The 20687-nt window shown below is 70.8% G+C and carries 13 protein-coding genes; 8 read left to right on the top strand and 5 right to left on the bottom strand.

The annotated features are described in order from the left end of the window. Positions 1-36: 36 nt before the first annotated feature. Entirely contained in the window at positions 37-1890 is a 1854-nt protein-coding gene (locus tag WMF19_RS29400) for a sigma 54-interacting transcriptional regulator (protein ID WP_437893380.1), read from the bottom strand. A 259-nt stretch (positions 1891-2149) separates the two neighbouring features. Between WMF19_RS29400 and WMF19_RS29395 the strand changes: the two genes are divergently transcribed. Beyond that, positions 2150-2515, top strand: coding sequence for a hypothetical protein (locus tag WMF19_RS29395; RefSeq protein WP_437893379.1), 366 nt, complete (start codon positions 2150-2152; stop codon positions 2513-2515). Between the two features lie 42 nt (positions 2516-2557). Here WMF19_RS29395 and WMF19_RS29390 read toward each other — a convergent pair whose 3' ends face one another. Beyond that, positions 2558-3739, bottom strand: a complete 1182-nt coding sequence (locus WMF19_RS29390) for a sensor histidine kinase (RefSeq protein WP_437893378.1) — start codon at positions 3737-3739, stop codon at positions 2558-2560. Positions 3740-4330: 591 nt separating this feature from the next. Between WMF19_RS29390 and WMF19_RS29385 the strand changes: the two genes are divergently transcribed. Next, positions 4331-5503 carry an amidohydrolase family protein gene (locus WMF19_RS29385; RefSeq protein WP_437893377.1) on the top strand — a complete coding sequence of 391 codons (1173 nt, stop codon included), beginning with the start codon at positions 4331-4333 and terminating at the stop codon, positions 5501-5503. A 1-nt stretch (position 5504) separates the two neighbouring features. Here WMF19_RS29385 and WMF19_RS29380 read toward each other — a convergent pair whose 3' ends face one another. Both WMF19_RS29380 and WMF19_RS29375 read right to left on the bottom strand, forming a co-directional pair. Next, positions 5505-5954, bottom strand: a complete 450-nt coding sequence (locus WMF19_RS29380; protein WP_437893376.1) for a BMA_0021/BMA_0022 family TOMM bacteriocin — start codon at positions 5952-5954, stop codon at positions 5505-5507. A 145-nt stretch (positions 5955-6099) separates the two neighbouring features. Then, complete coding sequence (locus tag WMF19_RS29375) at positions 6100-10329, bottom strand: TOMM system kinase/cyclase fusion protein (protein ID WP_437893375.1); 4230 nt, start codon at positions 10327-10329, stop codon at positions 6100-6102. A gap of 558 nt (positions 10330-10887) precedes the next feature. Here WMF19_RS29375 and WMF19_RS29370 point away from each other — a divergent pair. Continuing rightward, positions 10888-11730 carry a hypothetical protein gene (locus tag WMF19_RS29370; protein ID WP_437893374.1) on the top strand — a complete coding sequence of 281 codons (843 nt, stop codon included), beginning with the start codon at positions 10888-10890 and terminating at the stop codon, positions 11728-11730. A 73-nt stretch (positions 11731-11803) separates the two neighbouring features. After that, positions 11804-14446, top strand: a complete 2643-nt coding sequence (locus WMF19_RS29365) for a pentapeptide repeat-containing protein (protein WP_437893373.1) — start codon at positions 11804-11806, stop codon at positions 14444-14446. A gap of 128 nt (positions 14447-14574) precedes the next feature. Here WMF19_RS29365 and WMF19_RS29360 read toward each other — a convergent pair whose 3' ends face one another. Further along, positions 14575-15663, bottom strand: a complete 1089-nt coding sequence (locus tag WMF19_RS29360) for a GDSL-type esterase/lipase family protein (RefSeq protein ID WP_437893372.1) — start codon at positions 15661-15663, stop codon at positions 14575-14577. Between the two features lie 1084 nt (positions 15664-16747). Here WMF19_RS29360 and WMF19_RS29355 point away from each other — a divergent pair. The 4 genes from WMF19_RS29355 to WMF19_RS29340 are packed head-to-tail and all read left to right on the top strand — an operon-like array spanning position 16748 to position 20683. Beyond that, positions 16748-17479, top strand: coding sequence for a sensor histidine kinase (locus WMF19_RS29355; protein ID WP_437893371.1), 732 nt, complete (start codon positions 16748-16750; stop codon positions 17477-17479). Next, positions 17476-18384 (top strand): hypothetical protein, encoded by a 909-nt coding sequence (locus WMF19_RS29350; protein ID WP_437893370.1) that lies wholly within the window; start codon positions 17476-17478, stop codon positions 18382-18384. The genes WMF19_RS29355 and WMF19_RS29350 overlap by 4 nt, the downstream gene beginning before the upstream one ends. After that, positions 18381-19916, top strand: coding sequence for a sensor histidine kinase (locus WMF19_RS29345; protein WP_437893369.1), 1536 nt, complete (start codon positions 18381-18383; stop codon positions 19914-19916). Before WMF19_RS29350 ends, WMF19_RS29345 begins: the two co-directional genes overlap by 4 nt. After that, the gene (locus WMF19_RS29340; RefSeq protein WP_437893368.1) at positions 19913-20683 is read left to right on the top strand and encodes a response regulator; all 771 of its coding nucleotides are present in this window, start codon (positions 19913-19915) and stop codon (positions 20681-20683) included. Before WMF19_RS29345 ends, WMF19_RS29340 begins: the two co-directional genes overlap by 4 nt. Positions 20684-20687 lie beyond the last annotated feature (4 nt).

Here is a 20687-nt window from a genome sequence, read left to right as displayed (position 1 = left end):
GCCAGCCAGTGCGGCTGGCCGCTCCCCGACCGCGCGCTACGGCTCCCGGGGGGGCGCGTACCCGAGCCGCTTGATGCCGAGCGCCTTGAGCTTGTACACGAGCGTGCGCAGCGGCATGCCGAGCGCGCGCGCCGCCTCCGTCTGGTTCCCGCTCGCCTTGCGGAGCGCCTCGACGATCAGCTCGGCCTCGCAGCGCTGCAGCCGCGTCTTGAGGTAGTCCCCGCCCGCGGGCGCGGCCGTGAGCTCTCCGACCTGGTACGGCGGCTCCCCTTCCGCCGCCGGCTCCGAGGTGGGCGTCGCCCGGGCGCGCTCTGGCAGATCCTGCTCGGCGATCCACTCGCCCTCGGCGATGACCACGGCCCGCTCGATCGCGTTCCGCAGCTCCCGCGCGTTCCCCGGCCAGGAGTACGCCCGGAGCCGCGCGAGCGATCCGGCGTCGAAGCCGCGGACAGACCGGCCGTTCGCCTGGTTCGCCTGGTCGAGGAAGCGCAGCGCGAGCGGCTCGATGTCCTCCGGACGCGCCCGGAGCGGCGGGATCGTCATCGTCATCGTGTTCAGGCGGTAGAGCAGATCGCTGCGGAACGCGCCGGACGCGCACATCGCCTCGACGTCGCGGTGGGTGGCCGCGACGACGCGCGCGTCGACGTCGATCGGCTTGTTCGAGCCGACGCGGGTCACCTGCCGCGTCTCGAGCACGCGCAGGAGCGCGGCCTGCACCACGGCCGGCAGCTCGCCGATCTCGTCGAGGAAGACCGTCCCGCCGTCGGCCGCCTCGAACACCCCTCGCTGCTGCTGCCACGCGCCGGTGAACGCGCCGCGCTCGTGGCCGAAGAGCGTGCTCTCGACGAGCTGCTGCGGGATCGCCCCGCAGTTGACGCACACCATCGGCTTGCCGCTCCGCGGGCCGCTGTCGTGGATCGCCCGCGCCACGACCTCCTTGCCCGTCCCCGTCTCGCCCAGCAGGAGGACCGGGATCGACGAGCGCGCGACCCGCTTGACGATCTCGAAGACGCGGCGCATCGCGGGGCTCACGACGACCGGCTCGGCGTGGCCGGGGCCCGGGCTGCTCTTCCAGGTCCCGCCCGGCGCCGAGCGCACCGGCTGCTCCACCGTCGCGCTGCGCACGGCGCTCCAGCACCGATCGAGCAGCTCCTCCGCCACGGTCCCCGCGTCGGGGAACGTCGCGAAGCCCGCGAGCACGACGGGCGACCCGCCCCCGGGCGGCGCGGCGAGCGCGCGCGCCACGTCGAGCGCCACCTCGGCCCCGGCCTCGAGCAGCAGCGCCGCCACCACGTCCGAGCTGTAGAGCGCGATCCGGTCCACGGGGCGCAGCAGCGCCCGCACGCGCGGGAACAGGTGGCTCACGTGGGCGCCGGGCTGGCGGGCGACCCGGGCCATCACGACGGCGAAGCTCCGCCCGAAGTACCGCGCGCGCTTCACCTCCTCCTCGAGGGCGACGCGGAGCTGCTCGTGGCTCATCAGCCCTGGCAGCTCGTCCTCGGCCGCCGTGATCGAGCGGACGGCGACCACCACCTTCCCGAGGATCACCTCCTCGCCCGGCTTCACCTCGCCTCGCGTGATGCGCTCGCCGCCGAGCCATGTGCCGTTGGTCGAGCGCAGGTCCTCGATGACGACCCTGTCGCCGGACTGGGTGAAGCGGGCGTGCTCGCGCGAGAGGCTGACGTCGCCGATCTGGACCTGCGACGGCGGCGCGCGGCCAATCACGACCGGCACGCCCGGGCTCAGCACGGCGCGCTCGGCGCCGTCGCGGTGGTAGACGAGCAGGGCGACGCGTCGATCGTCCTGCCTGACACCCTGGATCGCATCGATGAAGCTGCTGGACAGCGGCGTTGTCTCCGGGCCGATGTCCGTCTCGCGAATGACTGCCACGCTGCTCACCCCCTTCTCACACGACCTCGCCTCCTGGCTCGCGAGCGGCGCGTCGCGCCCGCCCGCGCGCTGCCGCGGCGCGCGCCGGCGAGCCCGCCCGCCCGCGCTCCGGGCAGGCGCCCGCTGACGCTGAATTGCGCACCAGCACGGGCGTCTCCGGCGGGCGTGACCCACCAGCTTTGTCCATCAGGGTCTGGTGTTCATGAAGCGCATCCCACGCACCCCGCGCCTCCAACGCGTCCAATGCACCCGCAGCACCTTGCAATTCAAGCACCACCTGAACGTCGAGCTCGGTGGTGACAAGGAGACGGTGTTCCTGATCGGCGAGCGTGAGCGCACCATGCTCCGCGGCCGTGTCTATCTCCTCCTGAGGCCGCTCCTCGACGGCCGGCGGACGGCGGGCGAGCTCGTCGCCGCGCTCGACGGCGAGGTCTCCAAGCCCGGCGGGGTCGAGCCGTGGATCGGCCCGGTCTTCCGGCCGGGCGCGCGGCCGTGCTGGGCCGGCGGGGGACGCCCCTGCGTTCGGCGATTTCCACCGGACGAGCGGCGGCAAGGGCCGCCCCCCGCCCAGGCCAGGGCGAGCGCGCTGTGCGAGGCGATCGAGCGCTACAGCGCGACCTACTAGGGCGACGAGCCCCTGCGCCGCGCGCGCCTGGCCGAGCGAAGCCTACCCGTTCCCCGAGCCGCTTGCGCTCGTCGTCGTCGGTTCCGTGGCGCTGGCTTGAGCGATGATAGGCACGGTAAACGAGAAGGTCGACCCATGGCCCACCCTGCTCTCAGCCTCTATGGTGCCATGGTGCGCCTCCACGATCGATTTGGAGATGAAGAGCCCTAGTCCGATTCCCCCGCCGCGCGTGCGCTTCTCGCCGAAGTAACGCTGGAATATTCGGGGCAGCTCGTCGCCGTCGATCCCGACTCCCGTATCCGTCACGCTGAATCGCACGAAGCGCCCCGAGACGCCGGCACGTAGGACCACCTTCCCTCCGGTCGACGTGAACTTCATCGCGTTGATCACGAGGTTGGTGAGCACTTGGTGGATTCGAGCACGGTCACAGAGTATGTGCGGGGTCCCTGCCGGAACATCGTGCTGGAGCTCGATGTTTCTCACCTTTGCGTGGTCGACGTGGGCCTCGACCACTTCGGCGAGCAAAGGCTCCACGGGTTCAGTCGCCATGTCGAGGGAGAACCCTCCAGCGTCGATCCGCGCGACGTCGAGCAGGTTGCGGATGATGCCCTCCATCCGCTGTGCCGTCCGGTGAACGAGCGCCGCGCGCCGCGAGATCTCCGCGTTCCCCTCTGCCGTCGAAGCCCTCGAGATCAGCGCGGCGTTCAGATCGATGACGCCGAGCGGATCGCGCAGGTCATGAGCGACCATCGAGAGCATGTCCTCCCTGGCCTGCGCAGCGGAGCGCTCTGCCTCGGCGACCTTCTCGGCCAGCTCGCGCGAGGTGCGCTCGTAGCGGACTGCTTTGCGTGCGTTCTCGCCGAGAGCGCTGAGCGCCGTCCCGATCAGGAATAACAGGACGAGCGCGACAACGTCGACTGAATGGTGGATCTGGAGCAAGAGCCCGCGCGGCTCGAGCCAGTAACTGGCTCCAACAGTGCAAAACACCGTGGCGACGAGCCCCGGCCAGAATCCGCCAAGCCATGCGCTGGCAATGATGAGCATCGCGTAAAGCTGGATGAGCGGGAGCTTCAGCGGAAGTTCTGAAGGAACACTGATGGCGAGTGTCAATGCGATTGCGCCGGCAATGAGGGGTACGCCATGGCGCACGACGGGTGAGTTTGAGAAGCGCGCTTGCGGGGAGATTGTCACTTTGGACGAATATGGCCCCGCCTGGTGGGCCATGCAAGCAACCGGGCTCGCATTGCGCTGTCACTGCGAGAGGGTGTGGGCGGAATGATCCGCTCGAGAGCGTCGGCGCATTGGACCTCGACCGCGCGCTCGAACCGCCCCGCAGCGGCGCACGGGTCTCCGCAAACGGGGCGGCGAACTCGGGACCGATGAGGGCCGTTGGGTCGAGCCCTTCGCAACCCCCCGTTCCCGGTCTCCTCGGCAGGGCTTTCCAGCATGCCAAACCCCGCGTTGCGACAGGGTATTCCCTCGACGCAGCTCTCCGAGTGATTCGGGTGATTCGTGCAGAATTACCGGCGACGCAGAATCACCGTGCGACGACGCGTCGCTCGCCCATGCGCTGAACGGCCAAGCGCCCGGCGCGGTCTATCAGTCCGTCCGTCCGCAGCGAGCGACACGACGGCTACAGGCGGCGCGTCGGGTCACGCCGGAGACTGGCTCGGCCTTAAACGATATAGAACTATTTGAAATTATTGTAATTTTGTCCGGATTCGCGGCGTCGTCGCAGAAATGCTGACAGGATTTCTGACCGCGGCACCAGGCCAGGTCCAAGGGATTCAGCAGCGGCAGAAGAGGAGATGTCCCGTGCGCGACGGCTATCGCATCCTCGACGCAGATCGTCACGTGATCGAGCCGCTCGATCTGTGGAAGGACCACCTCGATCCGGAGCTCCGCGCTCACGCGCCCTACCTCGCGTACGCAGGCGAGGGCGAGCCCCTGGCCGACCGCGTGGCGCACCTCGGGCCGGAGGGGCTGCTCCGGCTCCCGCCGCAGCCGATGGTGGATGGCCGGCCGGTCCATCACCGGATGAGCGCGCGGACCAGGCGCGTGATCGCCGCTGCCGGCCGCCGGCGGCTCGGGGCGCTCGCGTCGCTCGGGCCGCTCGATCAGCCGCGGGCGCAGCTCGACGACATGGATCGCGAGGGCATCGACGTGGCGTTCCTTTATCCGACGCTCGCGCTGGCGCTGCTCGGCATGACCGGGCTGGAGCCCGCGCTGGGGAGCGCGTTCGCCAGGGCGTACAATACGTGGTTACGGGGCTTCTGCGATCACGACCCCTCGCGCCTCCGGGGCGTGGCCCTGATGAGCCCGCACGATCCGGCGCAGATGGTGCCCGAGCTCTCGCGCGCGGCCGCGCTCGGCTTCCGCGCCGTCGTGCTCCGGCCGAACCCCGTCGCGGGGCGGACGCTGGGCGACCCTGCGTATGAAGCGTTCTGGGCCGAGTGCGAGCGGCGCTCGATCGCTGTCGCCATCCACGAGGGCACGCACTCTTCCTTGCCGGCGGCCGGCGCCGATCGCTTCCGCACACGCTTTGCCCTGCACGCCTGCTCGCATCCCATGGAGCAGATGATGGCCTTGCTCGCGCTGATCGAGGGCGGCGTGCTCGAGCGCCACCCCGGCCTGCGGGTGGCCTTCCTCGAGGCCGGCTGCGGGTGGCTGCCCTACTGGCTCTGGCGCCTCGACGAGATCGAGTACCGGGGCCTCGCCGAGGAGGTCGCGCCGCACGTCCGCCGCGACCCGTCCGCGTATTTCCGCCGCCAGTGCTTCGTCGAGATCGAGCCGGACGAGCCGTGCCTGGAGCAGGCCATCCCGTGGCTCGGCGAGGACAGGGCGATCTTCGGGACGGACTTCCCCCACATCGATCACGACGCAGGCATGGTGGAGCGGGCGCTCGCGCTCCGCCGCAGGCTACCCGGCGAGGGCCTCCGCAAGATCCTCTGGGACAACGCCGCCAGCTTCTATGGCATCGACGGATGACTCAGCAGATGACGCCGACCGACCCGGGGTCGCTCGCGAGCTCGGCCAGCGCGACAGGCTGATCGTCCAGCTCCGGCGACGGTGGGACATAGAGGGTGATGGCGCGCGCCGACGGGTCCCAGCCCTTGCGCTGCTCGCAGAAGCGCAGCGCGTCGCCGCCCGGCGAGCCTGGCTCCCGCGCCTCGCGGATGGTGAGGTCGATCCCCGGCGGCAGCCGATAGCCGCAGCACGCCATCAAGAAGCCCCGTGGGTCGCTCTTCAGCCGATCGAGCTGCGTCGGGTCTTCCCAGCAGATCGCGACGGCGCGCAGCCACGCTCCCTCCAGCTCCAGGAGACCCTCCTCCATCGCGCCTCGCTCGCTCGGGGGGCGCGCCTCCTCGTCGTGATGCGCGGGATCGCCGCCGGTGTTCGGCATCCTGGACGTGTACTTGGATGACTGATGGGAAAACATGGCTCCCTCCACTTGCCGGCGCCGCAGGTCCTGGCGTGGGATATGAGGCTCATGGAACCGGCGCCGCGCGCCGTCGAGCCCTGCGCGCATCCAATGCAGATAAATGCATACGCGATGAGAGCGACCGAGGCGGCGCCGGGGCAGATCAATCGGTCAATTCCTGGAGCAGCGCTCGCGCCTCGGCAAAATCGGGAAGATCGGCGCACTCCGCGGGCCAGTCGGTGATCTCCCCGAGCAGGCGGCGCGCCTCGTCGCGCCGGCCCTGCTGCGCGAGCATCCGGCAGAGCGCCAGCGTCGAGCGCAGCTCGAACGTTCGCGCGCCTTGCTCGCGCGCGACAGCGATCGATCGCCGCAAGCACCGCTCGCGCTCCTGCTCGGCGTCGGCGCCGGAGGCGCGGAGAGACAGCGCCCTCAGGCGGCAGAGCTCCGGGAGGTAGTACACGTCCCCCGACTCCTCGGCGAGCAGAAGGCAGCTCGCCAGCTGCTCGATCGCGGCCTCGTGCTGTCCGCGCTCGGCCTCGAGCTCCGCCACCAGCGAGAGCCAGTACGGCAGGCCTGTCTTCTGGCCGGCGTCCCGGATCACCTCGACGTGCTGCCTCAGCTGCTCGAGATCGCGCTGCGCCCAGCAGCGCAGGGCCCAGCAGTGCACCTTGAACCAGAGCTGATGATGCTCCGTCAGCTGCAGCACGGAGTCGGTCACCGCGGCGACCTGCGCCCGCTCGCGGCCATAGTGGTAGACGCCGGCCAGGTGGAGCAGCGCCATCCCGACGCTGTTCAGGTGATCGAGCTCGCGCGCCCACGCCACCGCGGCCTGCCCGTGGGCGAGCGCCTGGGCTGGAAAGCCCATCAGGTAGAGCACCACAGCGAGCGTGTACTGGCCCCAGACCTTGACATCGACGCCGTAGAAGAATGCGTGCTCCCGATGTGCCCGAGGGTCGTAGAGCGCGATGCCGCCATCGAGCTGCTGGCGGGCCTCTGCGAGCTTTCCTTCGAAGAACGAGCACTGTCCCAGCAGCACCATCGACGAGACCAGCTGCCCGGTGTCCTGCGACCGCCTCGCCAGGTCGAGCCACCGCTCGGCGATCGCCCGCGCCTCGGGGCGATGGTTCCGCATGTGGTGGTACCAGAACATCGCCCACAGCGTCGGCGGGGTCATCGAGCTCTCCCCGAGCTCGTCGCTCAGCTCCTCACAGCGGTGGACCGCCGCCTCCAGCTCCCTCGGCATGTACCCGCGCCGGCCGATGAGCGCGAGGATCAGCAGGCTGTTCAGGCGCAGCTCCGCCAGCGCGCGCTCCCGCGCGTCCGCGATGGCCGACAGCCAGCCGAGCGCCTGCGTCACGTGGACGATCGCCTCGGTGTCGTCGGCGTTCGCGGGCCGCTTCAGCGCGCGCTCGGCCGCGATCTCCGCGTACGCGATCGCCCGCTCCAGCTGCTCGGCGGCCGCGTGGTGGTGCGCGAGCAGGTTGGGCCGCGCCGCGACGATCTCGGGGAAGCGCGCCTCGAGCGTCCGGGCGATGGTGGCGTGCACCTTCCGCCGGCTCCGCTTCGAGAGCGACTCGTAGGCCGCGTCCCGGATGAGCACGTGCTTGAACTGGTACGTCGGGTTGTTCAGCCGCCGCTTCCTGTGGATGAGATCCGCGGCCATCAGCCGCTCGAGGTCCTCCTGGACATGCTCCCCGTCGAGCGTGGACACGGCGCAGAGCACGTCCTGGGAGAACTCCCGGCCGAGCGCCGCGGCGATGCGGGCCGTCTCCTTGGCCCTGCCGAGCCGGTCGAGGCGCGCCACCAGGAGGCCCCGCAGCGTCGTGGGGATCGCGAGCGCCGAGAGCGGCTCGGCGAGGCGGTAGTGGTCCCCCTCCTCCACGAGCGCCCCGGACTCGAGCATCATCCGCGTCAGCTCCTCGACGTAGAGCGGGACGCCGTCGGTCCGGTCGACCACCTGCGCCAGCACCGGCTCAGGCAGGGCGCGGCCGCCGGCGAGGCGCGCCACCAGGTGCTCGACGTCCGACCGATCCAGGCGGCTCAGCTGGATCTGGAGCATGCCCGACATCGACCACGGCGGCGAGAACTCGGGCCGCGCGGTGAAGGCCGCCATCAGCCGCGCCGACGGCACGTCGGCGATCATCACGCCGAGCCACTCGAGGGTCGTCGGATCGGCCCACTGCAGGTCCTCGACCACGAACAGGACGGGCTGCTCCTCGGCCATGTCGAAGAGCATCGTCGCGAGCGCGTTGAGCGTCCGCTCCTTCTGCCGCGGCGGCGGATCCAGCGGGGCGGCGTAGCGCCCCTCCAGGGGGATCGACAGCAGCGCCGCCAGCAGCGGCACCATCTCCGAGAGATCGAAGCCGCGGCGCGAGAGGAGCGCCTCGAGCCGGGCGAGACGGCGCCCCGTCGCGTCGTCCCGGCCTGTGTCGATCAGCCGCTCCAGGAGCTCGATCAACGGGTAGAGGGCGCTGCTCCGCTGATCGGGCACGCAGCGGCACTCGAGGCAGCTGTGCCGCTCGCCGCGGAGCCGCCGGGCGAGCTCCCCGGTGAGGCGCGACTTGCCGATCCCGGGGCCGCCGGTGATGAGGATGCTTTGCCCGATGCCCTGCCGGACCTGGCCCCAGCGCTGGAGCAAGAGATCGAGCTCCTGGCTCCGACCGATGAGCGGCTCAGTGTCGCGGCCGGCGATGTCCTGGTCCTGGGCCGGGGGAGGGATCTCCTGCCCCATGCGGTAGACAGCGAGCGGGCGCGCGACGGACGAGAGATCGGGCGGCGCCATCGGCTCGAGCGCGAACCGGCTCCGGAGGAGCCTGAAGGTCTCGCCGCTGACCACGACCGTGCCCGGCGCCGCGATCGCGCTCAGCCGGGCCGCGATCTGCGGTGTCGTCCCGAGGTGCTGCGTGTGCCGCTGGAGCTGGCCTGCGACCACGAGGCCAGTGTGGAGCCCGATCCGGACCTCGAGCGCCACGCCCCGCGCCGCCGTGAGCCGCGCGCTGCGCGCCTTCACGTCCGCCACGATCTCCAGCGCCCCGCGGGCGGCGCGCCGGGCGTCATCTTCCTGCGCGGAGGGATAGCCGAAGTGCAGCAGGACCTGATCCCCCAGCGCGCCGGCGAAGCGCCCTCGGTGGCGGCGGGCGATCTCGGCGCAGACGTCCTGTTGCTCGTCGAGCAGATCGTCGATCTCCTCGACGTCGGTGGTCTTCAGCCCCGGGCCCGAGGCGGTGAAGGTGCAGCAGACGACCGTGAGGGGCCGCCGTTCGCCGTCGGGTCGCTCCAGCTCCGGTCCCTCGGGCCCCTGCGTGGCCGGCGCCTCCACGCGCCGGGGCGTGGCAGGAGACGGCATCGTCTCGGCCGCCGCGTTGTCGCCGGGCAGCGCCCGGGGCTCCCGCGGGGGCGCGTCGAGCGGCGCCGTCTCGCTGGCGACGCGGCGCCACGGGCTCGCGTCCGCCGCGCCTCGGATCGGGGCTGACGGCGAGCGCGGCGCTCGCGCGGGCTCGGCGAGGTCCTCGCGGCTCAGCGCGTCCACGTCGCAGGCCTCGAGCTCGCGCAGCAGGCCCGAGGCCGTGACGACGCGCGCGGACATGTCCTTGAGGGTCGCGCGCCGGAGGAGGGCGCCGAGCGGGTGCCCGAGGAGCGCCGGGGGGATCGGGATCGGCTCGGGGCTGGCCTGCCGGAAGAGCACCTCTTGCACCGATCTGCCGGTGATCGACGGCCTGCCGGTGAGGCACTCGAGGAAGACGAGCCCCCAGGCGTACAGGTCCGAACGCACGCTCACCGGCTGTCCGAGGAGCTGCTCCGGCGCCGCGTACGCGGGCGTGCAGAGGATCTCGTTGCTCGGGGTGAGCTTGGGATCGACGCCCTCCATGGCCCCGGCGATGACCGCGCCGATGCCGAAGTCGAGCACCAGCGCGTTTCGCCGCGCGCCGGTCGAGACGATCATGATGTTGCTCGGCTTGAGGTCGCGGTGGACGACGTTCTGCGCGTGGGCGCAGCCGAGGGCGTCGAGGACCTGGAGCATCAGGTACCGCGCCTCGCGCGGATCGAGGGCGATCTCTTCGGCCAGCACCTCCGCCAGGTTCTGGCCGGGCACGAACTCGAAGATCGTATAAAGGGTGCCGTCGTCCGCCTGTCCGGCGTCGATGAGCCGGACGATGTTGGGGTGGTGGAGCTGCGCGCAGAACCGCGCCTCCTGGTGGAAGCGGGCGCAGCGCCGCGCGACGTCGGCGGGCTTGCAGCCCCGGATCGGGTGCATGACCTTGATGGCCACCGCCTGTCCGGTGGCGAGCTGACGCCCCTTGTAGACGTCGGCGAAGCCGCTCTCGCGCAGCGCGGAGACGATCTCGTAGCGCTCCTGGAACACGGCGCCCGACGCGATGGCGCTGTGGCTCATCCCATCTCCCTCCATCGGGCGGCCCGGCGCGGCCGGGGGAGCGGGCGTGATCCGGGGAAGGCGGCGCGCTGCGCCGGTCGGCCCGCCTCATCGATGAAGCGTTTGGACAGAGCGGCTGTCGATCTCGTCAGCACAGCTCGTCCGCGGCCGACCTCGCTGCTCACGTTGGTTCATATAGGGTGGTACTCCGTCGACGTCCGTCGATGCCGACCGGGTTCCGGTGCCTCCGGCGAAGAAACCCCGGAAGGCGCTCGCGCCCGGCCGGCTCCGTCGGGCTTGGCTTCGTGGAGGCGGGCCGGCGTGCGCAAGCGCGCCCCTCGCGGGGCGGCGGCCGAGTTCCTCTTGAGTTCGACTCGGCTACAAACTTCTATCGTGGCTGCTGCCGCGGCGACCGGGCAAGTCGCGGCGAACAGCGGCGAATTGACCTCTGGCACGGCCGGTGAGAGGGCAGATCGCGGACTTCGTCGGCGCGCGACGCGCGAGGGGAGCCGCGAGCTTTCCTCGGACGGTGAGCGACGATTCAATGCTTTTCAATCCTTTGCGGAAGGAGCACGAAACATGCTGAGGCAACTGGCGACCCACATCGTTTTGCTCGCGCTGGCGGCGGCTGGTCCGGTCGCGTGCGCGGGCTCGGGTGACAGCCCCGCGGACGCCGGCAGCGTCGCCAGCGGGAGCGGCGGCGCGGCCGCTTCCGGCGGACAGACCTCGGGAGGCGGCGCGACCGGAGGAGACGGCGGAACGGGCGGCAGCGCCGCGGGGAGCGGCGGCGCGGGGGCGGGCGAAGCGGGCACGGGCGGCGCAGGCACCGGCGGTGCGGGCGCAGGCACCGGCGGCACGGGTGGCGCGGGCGAAGCGGGCACCGGCGGCGCGGGCGACGGCGGCGCGGGCGGCGCGGGCACCGGCTGCCCGGGGACGGGGGGAATCACCTACACGCTCGCGAAGGTCGCCTCGCCGACGGCGGAGGAGCAGTCTGCCTACGACAAGATCACGAGCGCGATGGATGAGGCGCTGTCGTACTACAACTGTCACACGAGCATCGAGAAGCGCCTGTCGGTGTCCTACGTGCCGTCGGTCGCGACGGCCGACGGCAACGTCAATGGATCGATCAGGTTCGGCGCGACGAGCTCCATGAACTACATCACCGCCATGCACGAGATCGGTCACACCGTGGGGGTCGGCAGCCGCGAGTTCGGCGCGCTGGTGGTGGACGGCGTCTTCACGGGCGAGGCGGCGACGCGCCAGCTCAGGGCCATCACGGGCAACGAGAGCGACGTCGTGCACGCGGACACGCAGCACTTCTGGCCGTACGGCCTCAATTACACGACCGAGGTCAAGACGACGGACGATCTCGTGAACCACTGCAAGATCGTGGTCGCCATCCGCGAGGACATCGGGTTCTGACGGAGCGATTCACGTCCGAAAATAACGACCGATGGGGCGCTGAAAGGTAACGGATCCGAATAAGATGGGTTCGATGATCCGACAGGTCTTCGGCGCCACCCGCTTCAACGCGCCCGGCAACTTCACTGGTCTCGATTTCTCTCCGGACTCCAAGACGCTCGTCGCGCTCGTGACCGGCGAAAAGCGCACGAAGGTGCATCGCTTCGCCGTCGACGACGGTCGTGCCCTCGACGAGCAGACGGTGACCGGTTGCTTCACTGGCGTCTCCGCGTTGCCTGACGGCGACCTTCTCCTGTGGGCGCGTGGATCCATCGCGCGCCTCGGTCAGGACGGCGAGTTCTCGTGGAAGCTCGGAGAGAAGGCGACGAAGAAGTTCGCCTTCGCCACCGTGAGCACCGACGGCGCGATCGTCGCGACCTACGGCGGAGACTCCGTCGCCAGCGTCTTCGACGCGCGTACCGGCGACCGACTTCACGACCTGAGCGAGCCGGCAGGCGAGATCTTCGCGTTCGCCTTCTCACCCGACGGAGCGACGTTCGCGACCGGCGGACAGAAGGGCATCGTCCGCGTCTTCGATCGCAAGTCGAAGGAGGAGCTCGCCCAGCGAAAGAGCTCCAAGATCCTCGTACTCGCGTTCTCACCCGAGGGTAGCGTGCTCGCCGGCGGCCACGGACAAGGCGACGTCCAGCTCTGGGACGGCGCATCGCTCGAGCCCGTTCGCCTCCTGGGTTCGCATCGCTTCCAGGAAGATTACGGCTCGGGCGAGCAGGACGGGGGGCCGGCCGGTTGTCGCTGGCTCGCGTTCCTGGCCGACGGCAAGACGGTGATCTCGCAAGGCAACGATCGCTACTTTCGCTGGTGGAAGCGCAGCGGCGCGGAGATCCGTCGCGTCCGCACGCCTCGCCACCACGCGTACGGTCAAGGCCCCGCGATGGCGCTCTCGCGCGACGGGAAGTGGCTCGCCGCAGGCTCGACGGCGTCTGGAATCGGCATCTGGACCTCGGACGGTGAGCCGGCTTCGAGCGAGCTCGGGATCGACGCGCCGCACGCGATCGCGCTGAGCCGCGAGCGCATCGTCGTCGCCGGCTCGTCGGGGATCTGGTCCTGGCGAAGGGCCGACGGCACGGTCAGCGAGCGGCGCGCGAGGGGTCCCGCGGCGCTCGCGAACCTCCCGCAGGGAGAGCTGCTCATCGTCGAGCCCGAAAACGCCTTCGTGGTGCGCGAGATCACCGACGAGGCCAAGGCGATCTTCGCGAACGACGCGAGCTCTCCCCAGGGCGTGGTGGCGGTCTCGCGCGACGGAAAGACGGTGATGCTCCCCGTCGCGTCGAACGTCGAGCTCTGGGACCGCGCGCGCGGCGTCCGCGCGGCGGCGCTCTCGCACGACGCCAAGGTGTCGGCGTGCACGTTCGGGTCCGACGACACCTGGGCCGTTTCGGTGTCCGACGCCGTCCGGATCTGGCGGCTCGACGATCCGGAGACACCCGTCCATACGATCGAGCTGGAGAGCGGTGCGCCCGAGTACTGCGGCGGCGTCGCCGTCTCGCGCGTCGGATGGATCGCCGTCAGCATCGATCGTGACATCAGCAATCATTCGTCGGACAGCGCGCTCGTCTTCATCGATCCGCGTTCGGGTGAGGTGACAGCGACCCTCTCCCATCCAGACAAGCGCCTCGGGCAGGTCGCGTTCATCGACGATGCCCGCGCGGTCGTCGTCGACTCCGCGGGCCGTACGAGGACGGCCGACGCCGAGACGGGCAAATGGCTCGACGAGCCCGAGGCTCCGGAAGACGTTGAGTTCCACGGCTTCGAGATCCTCCCGCTCACCGCCTCCGAGGACGGAACCGAGATCGCGCACATCGACGGGCACGGCAACCTCGCCATCCGCGTGATCGAAGGCACGAAGGAGCGTGTCGCTCCCTTCGATCTCGGCTTCACCCCGCTGGCGGAGAAGAAGCCGCAGGGCATGTTCGAGAAGCGCCTCGCCGGGGTATGCATCCTCTACGCAGGCAAATTCCAGAGCTCGGCGATGGATGTGCGCACATCGCGCGAGTTCCGCGAAGACATGCTGATCGAGCTCGGCGGCGCGGTCGCGAAGAAGGCGAAGGAGGCGACGCACTTCGTCGGCGCGCGTATTCCGTACGCGAAGCACGTCCCGTCGAAGGCGGAGACCGAGATCGACGCGCGCATCGCCAAGGGCGACAAGGTCATCACGCTGAGCGAGAAGAAGCTCATCGAGATGCTGCTCCCTACGTTCGAAGAGTCGCGCGCGATGCTGCGAGGTGAGGTCAAAGACGGCATCGAGCGCTGGAACCGCTGGCGGTCGCGCTGGCGCACGTTGAGCGGCGGGTTCGTGCAGCTCTCGGGCATCGACCTCACGGGAGCCGACCTGCGAAAGGCAAACCTCATGGTGATCCCGTTCGAAGAGGCGAAGCTCTCGAACGCGCGCCTCGAGGGGGTCGATCTCTACGACTGCGTCTTCCGCCGCGCCGACCTCCGCGGGGCGGATCTCGAAGGCGCTCGCTGCGGCCGCGTCGTCTTCTCGAACGCCGACCTCCGCGAAGCGAAGCTGGCCGGCGCCGAGTTCACCGGCGCCGAGTTCGACGGCGCCGACCTCCGCGGCGCCGACCTCCGCGACGCGGACCTGCGGTACGCGAAGCTCACTGGCGCCAAGCTCGAAGGCGCCAAGTTCGACGGCGCCAAGCTCCCGCAGTAGAGCTACCCGGGCGTCGAGCTGACGGTCGCCGCCGGCGACAGCGAGGTCAGCCTGTACGATTCGTCAGGTTCCGAGGGGGCCCGCGCCGCGAGGGCGGCGCGGCGTTGGCCGGCGCGCGCCGGCGGGGATCACTCGAGGTACGCAGCCAGGCCGAGCTTCTGATCGCGGACAGCGCCGGCCATGACCTTCGCGATCTGCTCCGCGCCGGAGCGCGAGAAGTGCGTGTGATCATCGCAGAAGAACTCGCCGACGGGGCCGCTGGTCGTCGCGCTCACGTCGCCCCCGGGGACAGGGCAGAAGCCCAGGGTGTTGTAGAGCGCAATGCTGAGCGCGTGCAGGTCGATCACCGGCACGCCGTACTCCTTGCCCGCCTCCTGGGTCGCGGTCACGTAGCCGCCGCGCGTCCCCCGGGCCGTGCTCCCGTTGCAGGAGATCGCGCTCACAGGGGTCACGAACACGGGCTGGGCGCCTCGCTCCTCTGCGGCGCGGGCCATCATCCCGTAGCTCGACTTGAAGGCGTCGAGCCCCACGTGCCGATCGCACGTGCTCGAGCCGTCGTTGATGCCGAACTGGATGAACAGGTAATCGCCCCGCTTCATCCCGTCGAGCATCTGGACCCACCTGCTCTGCAGTACGGGCTCGCCGCTCGAGTCACGCTCGAGCTCGCACTCCCCCGCGCTATCCATGGTGGTCTTCACGTTGTAGAGCCACGTGCGCACGCTGCGGCCCCCGACGGCGCTGTTCACCACGGTGACCCGCTCGTCGAAGAGGGCCGCGAACTGGCCACCCCAGCCGGTCGGGCAGGGGGTCTGCCCGTTGGCGACCGTCGAGTCCCCCGCGATCCAGATCGTGATGTCCTGCAGCGGCCCCGCGCCGCCCGCGCCGCCGTTGCCCGCGCCGCCGCTGCCCGCGCCGCCGCTGCCGCTCGGCCCACCTGAAGATCCCGCCGAGCCTCCCGAGCCGGCGGGCGCGTCGCCCCCGGCCCCCGCGCCGCCCGTGGAGCCGGCCGAGATCGCGGTGCTGCCCGCGCTCGCGCTCGAGCTGCTCGCTTCTGGTTGCGAGCTCCCGCCCGCGCCGCCCGTCCCCCCGCCTCCGCCGGCGCCGCCCGCTGCCGTCTCCGGATCGGCGGAACAGGCGGCGGTGAGCAGCGCGAGACAGGACACCCGGGCAAGCATCCGGCCGCGCGCGCGCGCGGCCGATCGAACGTTCCAGTCCATGAACATGCCTTTCCTCCAGTCACGACACGAGCACCAGCCCCATCCACGCCGGATGGCGCTGGCCCTTCGCCTCCCGGTCCCGCAGGCCGTCACGGCACGTTCTGTCGAGGCGCCAGGCCAGCGGCACGACGAGCGCGCGCCGCTGCGCGCGCAGGGCGCGCCGGGAGCGGCAAGGCAACGCCGACGAGGCGAGCGGCGGGGGCGACGGGGTGCGAGCACGGCTCGCGTCACTGTGTCGGGAACGGCTCCAAACCAATCACGGATAGCCGTTTTTTTTCGGATCTGCTTGCCAGGGCGCGCTCCAGAGCACACCCATCGCAAATCTGAAGCAGTGGCAGAATCGAGGGCCACGCGGGTGCCGGCGCGAGCGGCTGCCGCCTGGAGACGCGGCGCTCGGCGCGCTCCTGGCGGCGTCACCCCGGGACGCGCCGGTGGTCGTGAGTCGGTCGGCACACGGCGCGTCTGCCGGCTGTCGGCCATCGGAGTCTAGGACGCGCCGTCGAGCGCGTCCGCCTGTCCACCCATCGCACCGACGCAACGCTCGTGGAGAGGAGAGCCGCGGCGGTTCGTTCACGACACACGGCGATGTCCAGCGACGAATTGGCCAGTTGTCCGGGCAACCAAGGCAATCACGGTGAGGCAGGGAAATGCAGGTTAAGGCAGCGCAAGGAGCACGAGGGCGGAAGGTGGACGGAAATCCGGTGAACGGAGATGTGCTGTGGAGGGCATTATTATGCCGTTGACTGACACAAACTTTGTCACGTATGTTTATCAAGGGTGACGCTGGTTGAGGGGTGGCGTCGCACCAGACGTGCAGACGTGCAGACGTGAAGACGTGACCGATGGCACGGATCAGCCAGGCGTGCTCTCGTGCGTCCGCGACGCAGCGGCGCGAGGCTCGGGCGCGCGATGGCCCCAGGGAGACGGCGTTTGTGTCAGTGTCTTTAAGAACTCATCCCGAGCTCTCACACGGTCGAGGCGACGGCGGCGTTGGCGCGATGGTGCAGAGAAGGGTTCGAGTGCTCCTCGTCGGCGGCGACACGCGAGCCGCGCCGCTCGCGAGGGCCGAGGAGCGAGGAACGGCATGAACAGCTGGGATCCCCTGGGTGCAGCGGAGCAGGCTGCGGTCGCGGACGAGATCCTGTCCGTGCTGCGTCACGACCTGCGCAACCGCTTTGCGATCGTCCGGAATGCGTCGTTCTATATCAAGCGGAAGGTCGCGCGCGATGCGGCCTACTCGTCGGATCCGAGGATCGAGGAGTTCTTCGGGATCATCGACGAGGAGGTGGTCGCGGCGAGCGCGCGGCTCGAGGAGTCGGTCGACGCCGCGAGGGTCTTCACCCGCAGGAGCGTGCGCGTGAGCGCGGCGGGCTGCGTGCGCCGCGCGGCGGCGTGCGCGCGCATCGGCACGTCCGGGGCCCGCATCGTCCTCTCGGCTCAGGACGGCGACGTCGAGGCGGATCCGATCGAGCTCGCCGTCGCGGTGCGGTGCCTGATCGAGAGCGCCGTGGCGTCGACGCCGGGGGACGGCGTGGTCACGGTTCGGGGCACCGCGAGCGGCGCGCGGTACTGCATCGAGGTCACGGACACGGCGGGTGCCCCGTGCGAGGCGGACAGCGAGGCGATCCTGCGGCCGTTCTACACGACCAAGCCGGGTCACTCCGGCCTCGGGCTGAACATCGCGAGGCGGGTCGCCCGCCGCTACGGCGGGACGCTCGCCGTCGAGCAGCGGGCGCCCGGCACGTCGGTCGTCATCGCGCTGCCGCTCGCCGCCACGCCGGTGCTCGGCGACGTCGGATCGGAGCCGGCCCCGTGAGCGTGGGCGGTCAGCCCGCAGGGCGCGCGCGGCGCCCGCCGGCGGCCCGGGAGCCAGCGGCCAGGACCTCCGCGCGGCGCGCGCGCCCCCGGGCCTCGCTGGTCTCGCTCCTGGTCGCGTCGACGGCGGCCGCGCCCGTGGAGCCGGAGCGGACGGAGCCAGAGGACGAGCCGGTGCGGCCGCCGATCGAGGAGCTGTTCCTCGGCGAGACGGCCTTTCCGCAGGAGGCGCATGAGCTGCAGATCACGAGCGCGCCGAGGTGGGAACGCGACGGGCGCCAGGTCGGCTTCCGCATCCCGCTGCTGTTGGAGCTCGGTATCACCGATCGCTTGCAGCTCGGGGGAGAGCTTCCCCTGGAGCTCGCGCGCGAGGACGGCGGCGTCGTGGCCGGGCTCGGCTCCGTCGAGCTGGAGGCCCTGTACAACCTCGTCAACGAGCGGGGGCTCGGGCTCGCGCTGTCCGCGGGGCTCGGGGCCGGGCTCCCCGCCGGCGCGCGCGGGCTCGGCGCGCCGGGGTACGCGCTGGAGCCGTTCGTGAGCCTCGACAAGGCGATCGGGGGCGTCCACGTGGGCATCTCCGCGTCGGCCGAGATCCGGCTCCCGGCCGCGGGGCGCGACGCCACGGAGCTCAGCCCCGGCGCCTCGCTGGGCGTGATCGTGCCGCTCGGCGGCGTGGTGCCGACCCTGGAGCTCGCCGCCGAGCTCGAGGACACCACGTCGCTGCTCGTCGCGCCCGGCGTGCTCTGGCACCCCGCGCCCGGCCTGGAGCTCGGCGCCGCGCTCGAGCTCGGCCTCGCGGGGGAGACGCCCGACGCCGGGCTCATGCTCCTCTTCACGAGGGAGATCGAGCTCGCGGGCGACGGCGACGACCACGTGAAGCACGCAAGCAGGAGCCGCTCCCCATGAGCATTCGAGCCACACTGGCCGCCATCTTCGGCGTCGCGCTGGCGGCGGTCCTCGTCGCGGGCGGCGCCTTCTACTTCGCCATCGCGGAGATGCTCATCTTCCAGCGGCGCGCCGAGGCGTCTTACGACGACCTGAGGCTGCACGTCACCCTCGCCAGCAACGCCAGCCGCTACATGAACGAGGCGGTCAAGTCGGTGCTCCACGGCAGCCTCAGCGCCGAGCTCACGAGCGCGGGCGAGGCCACGGCGCGGGATCTCGACGCCATCGAGGCGCGCAAGAGGGCGATGAGCGCCGACGAGGAGATCAGGGAGAGCGACGAGGAATCGTCGGAGGAGATCGAGCACATCCACTTCATGCGGGAGAGCTTCGAGCGCATCGCCGAAGGCGTGGCGGCCACGATCCATGTCGAGCGCGAGCGAACGAACGAGCGACACGAGATGTTCGTGAAGCTCTCCGACCGCGAGTACAAGGCGGCGTTCCTCCCGCACATCACCGCGGCCGTGCACGACGCGGAGCGCGACGTGGCCAGGATCCTCGACGACGAGCGTCACCTCCGGGCGCGAATCGCGTTGCTCGGCGCGGCGGCGACCGGCGGCGCGCTGATCGTCCTCGTCGTGCTGCTCGGGCGGCTCCTCCGCTCGGTGGACCGCGGCTTCAACACGCTGATCGACGGCTCCCGGCGGATCGCCCGGGGGGATCTCGAGCTGCGCCTCCCCGAGCTCGATGAGCACGAGTTCGGCCGGATGAGCGCGGCGTTCAACCACATGGCGTCCAGCCTCCGCGCCGCCCAGGAGGCGAGGATGCGCATGGAGAAGCTCGCGGCGGTCGGGCAGCTCGCGGCGAGCGTCGGGCACGACCTGAGGAACCCGCTCGGCGCCGTCCGGAACGCGAACCATTACCTCAAGAAGCGCCTCGCCGGGACCGAGCTCGGCGCGGAGCCCCGCGTGACGCAGTTCCTCTCGATCATCGAGAAAGAGCTCGCGGCGTGCACCAAGATCATCGGCAACCTGCTCGACTTCGCGCGCGAGCGGCGGCCGCGCTTCGCGGCGTGCGCGCTGAGGCCCCTCGTGGACGACGCCATCTCGGTCGTCGAGATCCCGCCGCGCGTGCGCGTCGACAACGACGTGCCGGACACGCTCCCCGTCGTGGAGATCGACAAGGACCAGTTCCGGCAGGTGCTCGTGAACCTGATCCAGAACGCGGCCGAGGCGATCCCGGCCGAGCGCGAGGGGCGCGTGCGCATCGCCGCGGAGCGGACGGGCGACGGGGTGACGCTCTCGGTCGTCGACGATGGGACGGGCATCTCGGAGGAGACGCTCGCGCGGATCTTCGAGCCGCTGTTCAGCACCAAGCTGAAGGGGACGGGCCTCGGCCTGGCGATCAGCGCCGGGATCGTGGAGCGGCACGGCGGCACGATCGCGGCGACGAGCGCGCTCGGCAACGGCACGACCTTCGTCGTGCGGCTGCCGGTGCGCGAGGAGCCGGAGGCCGCGGAGCCATCCCTTTCGCCGACCGGAACTCAGGGCGCATGACGGGGGGGCAAGCCATGCAGGTGCAGGAGGCCGCGCAGCGGGGCAAGCGGGTGCTCGTGATCGACGACGAGGAGGGCATGCGCGTCACGCTCGCCGCCAGCCTCGAGCTCGAGGGCTACGAGGTGGTGGAGGCGAGGGACGGCATCCACGCGCTCGAGCTCGTCCGGCAGCAGGCGTTCACGCTGGTCATCAGCGACATCCGCATGCCCGGGCTCAACGGCGTCGAGACGTTCCGGGAGCTCAAGAGGATCCAGCCGGAGCTCACCGTCGTGCTGATGACGGCGTTCGCGCTCGAGAAGCTCATCGAGGAGGCGATCGCCGAGGGGGTGTACACGGTGATCCACAAGCCGTTCTCGATGGACCACCTCGCGCGCATCGTCGCTCGCGCGGTGGACTCGCCGGCCGTCCTCGTGGTGGACGACATCCCGAAGGTCGCCGACTCGATCGTGGCGGTGCTCCGGGCCGCGGGGCTGTCGGCCCTCGCCGTTCATGATGGGCGGGCCGCCGTCCAGTACGTCAGCGAGCGGGGCATCGATGTCTGCGTGCTCGATCTCGTCATGCCCGATCAGGACGGCGTCACGACGTGCGCGCAGATGCGGGGGCTGAAGAAGCGCGTCACGGTGATCGCCATGACCGGCCACGCGGTCCCGGAGATGGTCAACGCGATCATGAGCAAGGGCGGGTACGCGTGCCTGCACAAGCCGTTCGACGCGCACGAGCTCATCCACACGATCGCCCGCGCGCGCGGGGACGCGGCGCAGGGATGAGCGC

It is taken from the genome of Sorangium sp. So ce124 (assembly GCF_051525235.1).
GTDB lineage: Bacteria > Myxococcota_A > Polyangia > Polyangiales > Polyangiaceae > Sorangium > Sorangium atrum.
The sequence above is the reverse complement of the archived record's forward strand: the minus strand, read 5'-3'. Positions and strand labels throughout refer to the sequence as shown.

Bases quoted from the DNA above. Each gene is read 5' to 3' on its own strand.
- WMF19_RS29355 (WP_437893371.1), top strand. From the start codon at position 16,748: ATGAACAGCTGGGATCCCCTGGGTGCAGCGGAGCAGGCTGCGGTCGCG.
- WMF19_RS29340 (WP_437893368.1), top strand. From the start codon at position 19,913: ATGACGGGGGGGCAAGCCATGCAGGTGCAGGAGGCCGCGCAGCGGGGC.
- WMF19_RS29360 (WP_437893372.1), bottom strand. From the start codon at position 15,663: ATGGACTGGAACGTTCGATCGGCCGCGCGCGCGCGCGGCCGGATGCTT.
- WMF19_RS29375 (WP_437893375.1), bottom strand. From the start codon at position 10,329: ATGAGCCACAGCGCCATCGCGTCGGGCGCCGTGTTCCAGGAGCGCTAC.
- WMF19_RS29365 (WP_437893373.1), top strand. From the start codon at position 11,804: ATGATCCGACAGGTCTTCGGCGCCACCCGCTTCAACGCGCCCGGCAAC.
- WMF19_RS29370 (WP_437893374.1), top strand. From the start codon at position 10,888: ATGCTGAGGCAACTGGCGACCCACATCGTTTTGCTCGCGCTGGCGGCG.
- WMF19_RS29380 (WP_437893376.1), bottom strand. From the start codon at position 5,954: ATGTTTTCCCATCAGTCATCCAAGTACACGTCCAGGATGCCGAACACC.
- WMF19_RS29345 (WP_437893369.1), top strand. From the start codon at position 18,381: ATGAGCATTCGAGCCACACTGGCCGCCATCTTCGGCGTCGCGCTGGCG.
- WMF19_RS29390 (WP_437893378.1), bottom strand. From the start codon at position 3,739: ATGGCCCACCAGGCGGGGCCATATTCGTCCAAAGTGACAATCTCCCCG.